Genomic DNA, 9842 nt, shown 5'->3' on the forward strand with positions numbered 1-9842 from the left:
ACTAGGTCCATCAATGTTAAAAGCTGCAGCACCAGTTCTATTAAAACTATAACCAGCACCTGTGATAGTTAACTGATCTGTAACTGCAGTGAAACCATCAATGTTTAAAGCTTTATTTGATGCTACTGGTGGAAACAACAATTCATCACCAGTCTGTGGAGCATTACCATTATCGCAACCTGTCCAGTTAGAAGAATCAGACATCGCTGTTGAAGTCGCACCAGTCCAAGTACAAGTATCCGCCGCTGCACTTACTGGCGAGATGTTCATAAATGTGACAAGACCTATAGACAGAATCATTATCATTGCAAATATTTTCTTTGACATAATTTCCCTTATTCGTTTTTATTATATATAAAAGACATTAGCACCACTAAATCAAAATTTTATACATTAACCAAAAAAATACTTTATTAAAAATAGACATAACCCTTAAACAACTGGAATGCTGTAACAGTGCACTAAAAGTACATAATTTTATATAGATTAGTCAGCTACGGACTGCAAAAACTGTCCATCTACCCAAATATGAAATATCCATTTTCTGTAATATCCAAATAATAAAGGTTTCTCTCTTTGTATAGTTACATTATGGCCAAGAAGCACAAGTTCGTATGTTTTCTTCGAGGCGAATTGAAATTGTGATGCAGGATTCCATGCATTTTGAATGTCTATTTCTTCACCATCGATAAATATTTTAACACTACCGGTCATTATTGATTTTTGAATTCCAATGGTCTTATTGTCAAGCATAAATGTAGCTGTCAAATTTCGGTCCTTTTAAATTAATGAATTTTTTGGCTGCTTTACTGAGAGTATATCTGCCATTTAATTTTTGATTGAACAATATCTTAGCTAAAAAATAAAAATATTTTGCGTTTGCTACGAATATAATGTAATTCCGAGAAAAGCCTCTCAATTCCAACGTTTAATTATTCACCCAGTGTGACTTTAAATTATTTTCGCATGGATATGCTTAACATTTTGCAGATACTGACGATGATATAAATATGCTTACTTACATTAGAGCCCTTATTAAAGCAAATATCAACATTATAAAACGTACAATTGCTACTTTAATACTTATTATGATATCAATATCATCATTTGTAGCACTTTCTGCTAAAACAACGACTCCAGCTGATGCTGTTGAATCATTTATAACAACAAGTTATCAAAACACTACCATTAATCAACGTAACGATACACTTAATAGAGGTGGTCAATTTGGTACTGTAAATACTCGCCACTATGCCGATACAACACTATCGTATCCACAAAATGTTAGAGCTGGACAAACATTCAATTATGAGCGTTGTGTAAGACGTGCATACTTATCAGAAACAGGTATTTACGAGGCAAGTATAGATAAAGTCACCCTTGATGGTGTAGGTAATTCATTCACACAAATATACACTCAAACATCGACTACAAAAGATTTAAATATTTGTAAAAGCTATAGTGCAACCGCGCCATCAGCTGGTTCAACAACTATGACAATTCCAACACAAACAGTTCGACAATACGGTGGAGTTGGTTATGCCGGCTCATGCTGTCCAACATGGAATTTAACTTGGGATTCATCAACCACAGATAACACTTTGACATTTAGCGATGTATATACAGCACCTGTTGCAGTCGATGATGGTACTTTTATTTTACAAATAGGAAACTCGAAGACTGTATCACCACTAGCTAATGACTCAGGTTTCACTGGCGGAATAGGAACAAAGCTAGGTACACCCACCGCCCAATCCATACCCATCCAAGCCACGAATGGTACGTGTACATGGAGTGGTAACAATATCATATATACAAATAACGGAACGGCTGGTTACGACTCATGTCAATACAGTGTAAATCAATCCGAAACTGACGAAATAGCTCCGAGCAATGCTGCAGTTACTGGAACTATTACATTCTTAGCATCTACCCCACCAATTGCTGTTAGCGATATTGCAACAACAAATGAAGATAACCCAGTAACTATTGATGCATTAGTAAACGATAGCGATCCAGATGGTGACCAAATATCTTTAGTAACAGTAACTGCACAAGCCGGAAAAGGAACTGCAACAGTATCTAATGGCAAAGTTGTATTCGATCCGAATGGCGATTTTGAGTATTTAGCTGTAGGTGGGCAAGAAGATACTGTATTGACATATATTATTAATGATGAAAATGGTTTATCTAGTGAGGGTGCTATTACAGTAACTGTTACAGGACGTTATGATCATGTTGAAGCATTTAATGATACATATAATGTCGATGCTGACGAAACATCAATTGTCATCGACCCGCGCACAAATGACTTCGCTGATAATGGTAACCCCTTTTGGATTCGCTCTTTAGATACGACTGGTTTACTAGGAACAGCTTCGATGGCTAACAGCTATATTACATATTCTCCAAATGGAGCATATGACTACCTCAATGATGGCGAATCAGAAGTAGTTAGTTTCACTTATCAAATAAGTGACGATATTTTTCCAGGAGTTTATTCACAAGCCACTATATCAATCACGGTAAATGGTGTTAATGATGCGCCAACTCCAGTTGATGATCAAGTGAGCACAGATGAAAATACTCCAATCAGCATTTCTCCCTTAGATAATGATACCGATCCTGATACTGGAGACACATTGGAACTTATTAGTGCAACATTAATTACTGATAGAGGTTCAATTTCAATTGTTAATAATAATGTCATATTCGATCCTGATGGAGATTTTAATAATGTATCGCAAGGAAGCTCTCTCATCGCCGAAATACGATATGATGTACAAGATTTATTTGGAAATGTTTCTAGTGCAAGCATATATGTGACTGTAAATGGTTTGAATGCTAACCCAATTGCAGAACCTGACACTCTCATTGTTCAAGATCGACAAACGCCGACAATAGATGTTTTAGTTAATGATAGTGATCCAGATACCGACGATTCACTCAGTATAACAAGTGTCACTTCTACAGGTTCTGATATTGGAACACTTGTGATTGAGAATGGTCTAATCCGTTGGAATGTTGGTGAATATTTCCTTGAACTGAAAATTGGTGAGACTATTACTAAAACTTTTGAATACACAATTTCAGATGGACATGGTGGAACATCATCAAATACTGGCTCGATAACTTTGTCACGAACAATCGCTAACGATACTGACAATAACGATAATGGGATTCCAGATTGGTTTGAGAACAATTATGAATCAGAACAAAATGAATTAACACTTATTGATGGAATTACAACTAGGAAACCATTGATTCTACCTGACTCACTCACATCTTGTCCTTTGCCTAATGATTTTTTAAAGATTGTTAGCGGAGATTTGATGGCGGGTAAAACTATTGAAGTTATTGGTACCAAATCTTGGATGCCACATAGTCAAGTTAGTTATTATGTTTGCTCTGACCCTACATTACTCAAAAGAGTAAGTGCGAATAGCGACGGTTTCGCTGCAACTGATTTAGTACTACCAAAGAATCTAAAATCCGATACCCATACAATAGTGGGTATAGGTATCTCACCTACTGGTGAAGTACTTATTCAATCCTATTCTGTACGGATTAGAGGAAATGGATCTTTGCCGTACACTGGCGCAAATATAGAAACATTAATAGCAAATGCATTTCTACTAGTTTTGTTTGGTGCAATACTATTCTTAAGTAAATGTAAGAAAAGATACAATGGAGAATTTAGTTAGTTGATTTTTATATCTCTTTATAAGAATACAATGAAATGCTCTATTTGTGAATCTCATAGTTAAGAAGCTATAAACTTACTTTCATGTCTAATAAAATACTCGGTACAGTAATCGTTAATGAAGTATATCAATCAGATTATTCATACGAATTAAGCGAAAAACAAGGCAAAAATTTTGGTGAGGATTTTAAGCCAGATTTAACACCAAAACAAATGCTCGACTTAGGAATATTTGGTGGGAATTATTTTGTTGAAATTCCGAATGAATTTCCAAGAACATGGTTTAAAAAGGCTAAATTTTCTCAGAACAAAGCTGACAAAAATCTTAACTATTTTAAAGTAAATGCAAGTCAAGCTCTTAGTGTTTGGGAAAAGAACGGTTGGATATATGACGAAGATCCAAAAGGTTGGTTTTTATGGTATTGTCGCTACTATCAGGGTAGACGTATAGACGAAGAAGACCATCGACAAATCAAACGTTGGAAAAATATGAAAAGACATATAACTCAACTACAGAATAATTGCGATATAGGTGATGAAAATTGCAGGCCTCGCCAAAGACAAGCTTTATTACACTGGGCTTATGATTCGAGGAATTTGTGATGGAACATAAATTATTATCAAAATTAATCAATAGAAAAGATGATACGAATAAATATAGCTATGGCCATGTCTTAATAATTGGTGGATCGCCTGGAACGGTTGGTGCTCCGCTACTTTCGGCAATGGCCTCACTTCGCATAGGTGCAGGACTAGTGACTATTGCATCATCGATAAACGTAATAGACAAGCTAGAAAAAAGAGTACTCGAAGCAATGACCTTACGCATCCCCGAAAATGAAAACGAAGCATTTGATTCATTGAATAAGTTTATAAAAGAAAGAAAAATTTCGGTTGTGTTAATTGGCCCCGGTCTAGTTAATTTTAATGCAAATTTGATAAAAAAACTAATAGCGAATATATCAATTCCTACAATCCTTGATGCAGGTGCACTCACATGTTTTAAAGACGATTTAGTAAAATTAAAACAAGCTTCGATAAGAAATAAGCAATTTATATTTACTCCGCATGATGGTGAGTTCAAAAAACTTACAGGTATTGAATTACCATCAGATATACATAGTCGCAAGGAAGTAGCCGCTTTATACTCAAAAGAATTTGAAGTGGTACTTGTCAGCAAAGCTAACAAAACACTTGTTGCTGGGCCAGATGGTTCAATATATGAAAACTATACAGGTAACCCCGGTTTAGCTACAGCAGGCACCGGTGATGTATTAGCAGGAATAATTGCTGGACTACTAGCACAGGGTTTTACTACATTTGAAGCTAGCCAACTAGGAGTATACCTCCATGGTTTGGCTGGCGATATAGCTGCGCAAGAAAAAACACAGCCTGGAATTATTGCTTCAGATGTTATTGGATATTTGCCGAATGCATTATCGTCCAAGAACATGAGTTCTAAGTGAATAAATTATATAGGCAAATAGGCACTTAGCTGTTCGCAAAGCTTTGCTACTAAATCCAGTTTACGGCCTTCGAAAAATCTGTCGTGAAAGGATTCTGCATCAACAATACCTATTACTTTGCTAAGATCAGAACTGTAGATAGGAAGACATGCTTCACTATTCACATTTCCGTCACAAATATAATAAGCTCCTTTAAATTCACTAACACTTTCAATAATTATAGCTTTACCGCTCAAACCAACTGTTGTGTTATTACTATATGGAGCAAACTCTTTAGTTAAAGGAAACTCGGCACGACTTAGTTCACCTTGATAAGCAAGTTTTACCAAAACCTCTACCCCGTCTTTATTCGTTGCAGTCTGATATATACCAATCCAATCAGTTTTCAGTTCTTGTTGAACACCTTCAAGTAAATTATATAGTTCCTGTATTTGTCCAATAACTTTTTCTTGATGCTCGCTATTCGTAATATTTAAGATTGCACGCAAATCATATGGTTCAGCTTCAAATTCATGACCAGCACTACAAGTTCCATCCGGTGTCACAACTGGTACTTTATATTTCAATATATCTTGGCCAGATTCAAAAATAAATGGCACTGGTTTTATATCTTCTAATTTTTCAAAACTAATTTCTGCTAATTGTTCGTATGTCTTTGTCATTTCTCTCCTTATATTGCTAATAATTCTGGTAGTGGGTTTGGTAGTGGTACCTCTAAAGCATCTTTTGCTTGTTCATGAAATACGTTTGTTCCAATTTTCTCACTAGAACCAAGACCAATAGCGGTTACCCCGGGTAATGGATCTCCACCTATTTCTACAGCTTGTGCAAACCCTTGTGGTGTTGGAATAGTTCTATATTTTAATTCTGATCCATCGAGACGAGAAAATGGTACATTATTTCGTTCAAAACCAATAGCCTGAACAAGTATTGCTTTTCCGGATAAGTCAAGAGCATTCAAAGTCGTATCAGTATGGCTATAAAGTCTGTGATCTAAATTATCTTGAGTTTCTCTATACCAGAGATCTCTAGCTTTACCTCTTATACCATCGTAGCGATTTATGCGTCCAGTATCAGGACATATTGAATCTTTTGCAGTTACTTGATACCGGAAACTTTTTGCTTCATCAACACTTTCGAAAAACGGTTTAGTATCCGACCTTTTAAGCATATCAATACGAATATTTGGAAAAGCTTTTAATAGTTTTCCAACTACGGAATAAGCTCCATGTGAATTTCCAATAATGATTACATGAGGATTCTCTTTTAACGCTGTTGCGAGTTCTTCATCGCGATAATGCGAAAATATTTCTCCAGCTTTATATGTAATACTTGCATCCCTATTTGAAAGTTCAGGAAGTAATTCTTCCTTAGCACCTAGTGTTAAGAATAATCTTGATGTTATAAATTTTTGTTTAGGTGTATTGACTAAATAGCCATTTGGTGTTTGGACAACACCTAACGCTTTTTCTTTTGTATGGCTCACCCAACCATCATTTACTGCACATTTAGCAACTGAATGTAAAAAACTACATGCAAGTTTTAACTTTACAGGCACAGTCGTGCCAATTAGTGGTTGCGCCTCAGCAAGTGTGAGAGCTCTTGGATTACAATCCACATAAGGCTCTGTAAAATCAGCGCCAGGTGAGTTAGAAGTTAAGCTAACATCTCCCAACAAGCCGCCACCTATTTCATTTGTAGGATCAATGGCCTCAACACCCAAGCCTTTAGCATGAGCCTGCTGGACAACTGCCAAACCAGCAGGACCAAATCCTATTGTTATTATTTCTCTATTTTGTACATCTATTAAACTCAAAACCATTCCTTAAAACCATAAAAAAAATCCACCTGCCCGAAGCTGGTGGATTTTCTAAATTAGTTAAAGAAATAACTATGAAACCAGCTCCGGGCGCAACATATTCATCATGTGCATCATCATCGAAGTGGTCATTGAATTATTCATTGGTAAAATTATATACAAAAATTAAGTTATCGTCAAATAAAAGAAATAAATATAATAATGACATAAAAAAGGAGGATAATAATACCCTCCCAAATTGTATTAAAAAATTAAAGATTAATTTCTTAGTCTACGACTTTAACGTTTTGCGCTTCGTCGCCTTTAGCACCAGCTACAACGTCGAATTCGACCTTTGCACCATCGTCTAATGATTTGTGGCCTTCGCCTTCAATATTAGAAAAATGTACGAATACATCTTTTCCATCTTCTCTTTCAATAAAGCCGAAGCCTTTTTCTGCGTTAAAAAATTTAACTGTACCTGTAGTCAAAACATACTCTATTCATTCAGTGAGAACCCTTTTGATTCTCAGCTTAAATTATAGGCTATTCTGACATAAATGACACGCTTTGAAGAAAATTAATTGCTATAAAGCCGAAGAGACTAATATCTTGTCATGAAAACATGCATTATATCAGGGGTAAGTAAAGGTATTGGTGAGTCAATAAGTAGAGATTTTCTTGAACGTGGTCACAAAGTCTATGGAATCTCGCGTACTGAACCAAAATATATGATTTAAATGTTCTAGCTCCAATGATGATTGTAAAAGATCTATTTAATAAATTAACCAATGCTTTAATAATAAATATTTCGTCGGTATCAGACAGAATCCCAGATGCCGAGTTTTCACTATATTGCAGTTCAAAAGCTGCAAGTACCAGATACTTTGAAGCAGTTGCAAAAGAATTACCAAATTCACGAACCTTTAATTTTTTACCAACCTATGTCGACACACCATTGTTAAAAACTATTCACAAAGACGACGGCTTTGACTTTGATCCAATATTAAAAACTAACGACATAGTAAGACTGATACAAAAACTAGAAGATGGCCAATTGGATATAGAATCTGGATCAAACATTATTGTTGTAAATAGCAACTTCTTAGAAGATCTAGAAAATTACGAAAAACTATACAGCTATATTGCTGATACCGAAAAACTAACTAAGATTAGCTGACCAGTTCTTCAACAAAAGTTTTGAACACGTCAACTAGTTGATCGCAATCCTCTTCTGTTGTTTGAACACTAATCAACCATTGTTCATCAAGTCCAGGTGGTAACAATATTCCTCTATTAATTCCCCAAACCCACTGAGCATATGCCAATTCAAAATCTGTAGCTTTATAATCACGATAATTACGAACCCTATCACGAGACCAAGTTATACAACCCTTAGCGCCAAGTTGTACAGTATGAGCTGGTAAATCATATTGAGCAATAATTGCATCTATACGATCTAAAATTGAACGGTTTTTTCTTGAAGCCTCATCAATATTTTCTTTCGTACAAATATCACCAAGAACAGCACGAGCAGCCGCCATTACTAGTGGATTACCATTATAAGTACCCAAATGTTGAACCTTACCATTTGAAATATTATCCATAAGTTCGTGACTTCCACCAAAAGCACCAAGAGGTAAACCTCCCCCTATGGATTTAGCCAAACAAACCATATCTGGAATAACACCAAAGACGCCTGTGGCGCCGTTATAGCCAGAAGTAATACCTGTTTTTACTTCATCAAAAATCAATACAGTTCCATATTTCTTTGTTAAATCACGAACACCTTGCAAGTATCCATCATCTGGTAAAACAATACCGATATTTTCCATTGCAGGCTCGAGAATAAAAGCAGCATATTCTTTAGTTTTTAAAAGGGTTTCTAAGGACTCAAGGTTATTGAAAGGTACAATAGTAACGTCAGTAACAACACCATCAGGCAGACCGCCAGTTGCAGGAATGGTATTAGGAAAATTAGGATCCCCCGCCTCAACTAATGCAGGTTTAGTCGAAACCATAACCTCATCATGGTGACCATGATAGCCACCTTCAAGTTTAATTATTTTTGAACGTCCAGTATGACCGCGTGCAACTCGAAGAGCATCATGAGTAGATTCTGTACCAGAATTAGTAAAACGAAACATATCTTGGCTAAAACGTTCACATAATAAACTGGCAACATCAGCATTTGTATCACATGGAGTAACGAACAAAGTGCCAAGTTCTAGTTGTTCAATAATCGCTTTTTTCAAAACTGGATGACAATGGCCCGCAAGTAGAGCACCATAGCCCATGTTAAAGTCAACGTAATGGTTCCCATCGACATCTTCGAGCCATGAAGCTTGTGCCTTCGATGCAACAACAGGATGTGGATCATAAAATTGGAAGCTACTAGGCACGCCCATCGGTAATACTTTTTGAGCCTCGTGAGTATGGCGAGAGGACTCTTTTGTTCGCTCTTCATAAGTCTTTAATTCCGACTCAGTTATTTCTTTAGCTTTTGTATGTAAATCTTTTGTCATTTTTCTTCTCCGATGTTCGTTGATGTATCGTTAGAAACACTAGATTTCTTTAATGTATCATTATGCTAGACCCAAATTACCGAATACACAATGATATTCGTGTGGTGCCGATATGAACTCTATTAATAAACCACACTATAATTTAGAGTCTCGCGAGCGTGGCGGAATTGGCAGACGCGCTAGATTTAGGTTCTAGTGTCGAAAGACGTGAGGGTTCAAGTCCCTCCGCTCGTACGAAATAAACGTTTGATCAATGCGATCCGACTAACAACTCATTACCTTAGCTCTCCACCGGAGAGCACGGCTCCGCTCGTACGAAATATTTATACATATAAATAGACTAGATTTGA

10 protein-coding genes and 1 tRNA gene are annotated in these 9842 nt (G+C 36.2%); 5 read left to right on the forward strand and 6 right to left on the reverse strand.

Annotation, left to right across the window (positions count from 1 at the left end):
- Positions 1–327: hypothetical protein (locus tag KBF89_07565; GenBank protein ID MBP9116182.1), on the reverse strand; the 327-nt coding region annotated here is incomplete at its 3' end.
- Between the two features lie 159 nt (positions 328–486).
- A complete protein-coding gene (locus tag KBF89_07570; protein MBP9116183.1) occupies positions 487–714 on the reverse strand; it encodes a hypothetical protein in 228 nt (75 codons plus the stop codon).
- Positions 715–1010: 296 nt separating this feature from the next.
- On the opposite strand from KBF89_07570, the gene KBF89_07575 reads away from it, so the two are divergent.
- The 3 genes from KBF89_07575 (at position 1011) to KBF89_07585 (ending at position 5169) form a co-directional block, all read left to right on the forward strand.
- A complete protein-coding gene (locus KBF89_07575; GenBank protein MBP9116184.1) occupies positions 1011–3704 on the forward strand; it encodes a cadherin-like domain-containing protein in 2694 nt (897 codons plus the stop codon).
- Between the two features lie 83 nt (positions 3705–3787).
- A complete protein-coding gene (locus tag KBF89_07580; protein MBP9116185.1) occupies positions 3788–4306 on the forward strand; it encodes a hypothetical protein in 519 nt (172 codons plus the stop codon).
- Positions 4306–5169, forward strand: coding sequence for an NAD(P)H-hydrate dehydratase (locus tag KBF89_07585; protein ID MBP9116186.1), 864 nt, complete (start codon positions 4306–4308; stop codon positions 5167–5169). The genes KBF89_07580 and KBF89_07585 overlap by 1 nt, the downstream gene beginning before the upstream one ends.
- A 5-nt stretch (positions 5170–5174) precedes the next feature.
- Here the strand turns inward: KBF89_07585 and KBF89_07590 are convergent, their stop codons facing one another.
- The 3 genes from KBF89_07590 to KBF89_07600 all read right to left on the reverse strand — a co-directional run bounded on the left by KBF89_07590 (position 5175) and on the right by KBF89_07600 (position 7458).
- Complete coding sequence (locus tag KBF89_07590; GenBank protein MBP9116187.1) at positions 5175–5831, reverse strand: histidine kinase; 657 nt, start codon at positions 5829–5831, stop codon at positions 5175–5177.
- An 8-nt stretch (positions 5832–5839) separates the two neighbouring features.
- Positions 5840–6991 (reverse strand): hypothetical protein, encoded by a 1152-nt coding sequence (locus tag KBF89_07595; GenBank protein ID MBP9116188.1) that lies wholly within the window; start codon positions 6989–6991, stop codon positions 5840–5842.
- A 263-nt stretch (positions 6992–7254) separates the two neighbouring features.
- Positions 7255–7458 carry a cold-shock protein gene (locus tag KBF89_07600; GenBank protein MBP9116189.1) on the reverse strand — a complete coding sequence of 68 codons (204 nt, stop codon included), beginning with the start codon at positions 7456–7458 and terminating at the stop codon, positions 7255–7257.
- 263 nt (positions 7459–7721) lie between these two features.
- On the opposite strand from KBF89_07600, the gene KBF89_07605 reads away from it, so the two are divergent.
- A complete protein-coding gene (locus tag KBF89_07605; protein MBP9116190.1) occupies positions 7722–8147 on the forward strand; it encodes an SDR family NAD(P)-dependent oxidoreductase in 426 nt (141 codons plus the stop codon).
- Here the strand turns inward: KBF89_07605 and KBF89_07610 are convergent.
- Entirely contained in the window at positions 8140–9492 is a 1353-nt protein-coding gene (locus KBF89_07610; GenBank protein ID MBP9116191.1) for an aspartate aminotransferase family protein, read from the reverse strand. The two genes, KBF89_07605 and KBF89_07610, sit on opposite strands and share 8 nt — an antisense overlap.
- 152 nt (positions 9493–9644) lie before the next feature.
- Between KBF89_07610 and KBF89_07615 the strand changes: the two genes are divergently transcribed.
- A tRNA-Leu gene (locus KBF89_07615) sits at positions 9645–9726 on the forward strand.
- Positions 9727–9842: the final 116 nt, after the last annotated feature.

This window comes from Acidimicrobiia bacterium, assembly GCA_018057765.1.
Classification (GTDB): Bacteria; Actinomycetota; Acidimicrobiia; order IMCC26256; family JAGPDB01; genus JAGPDB01.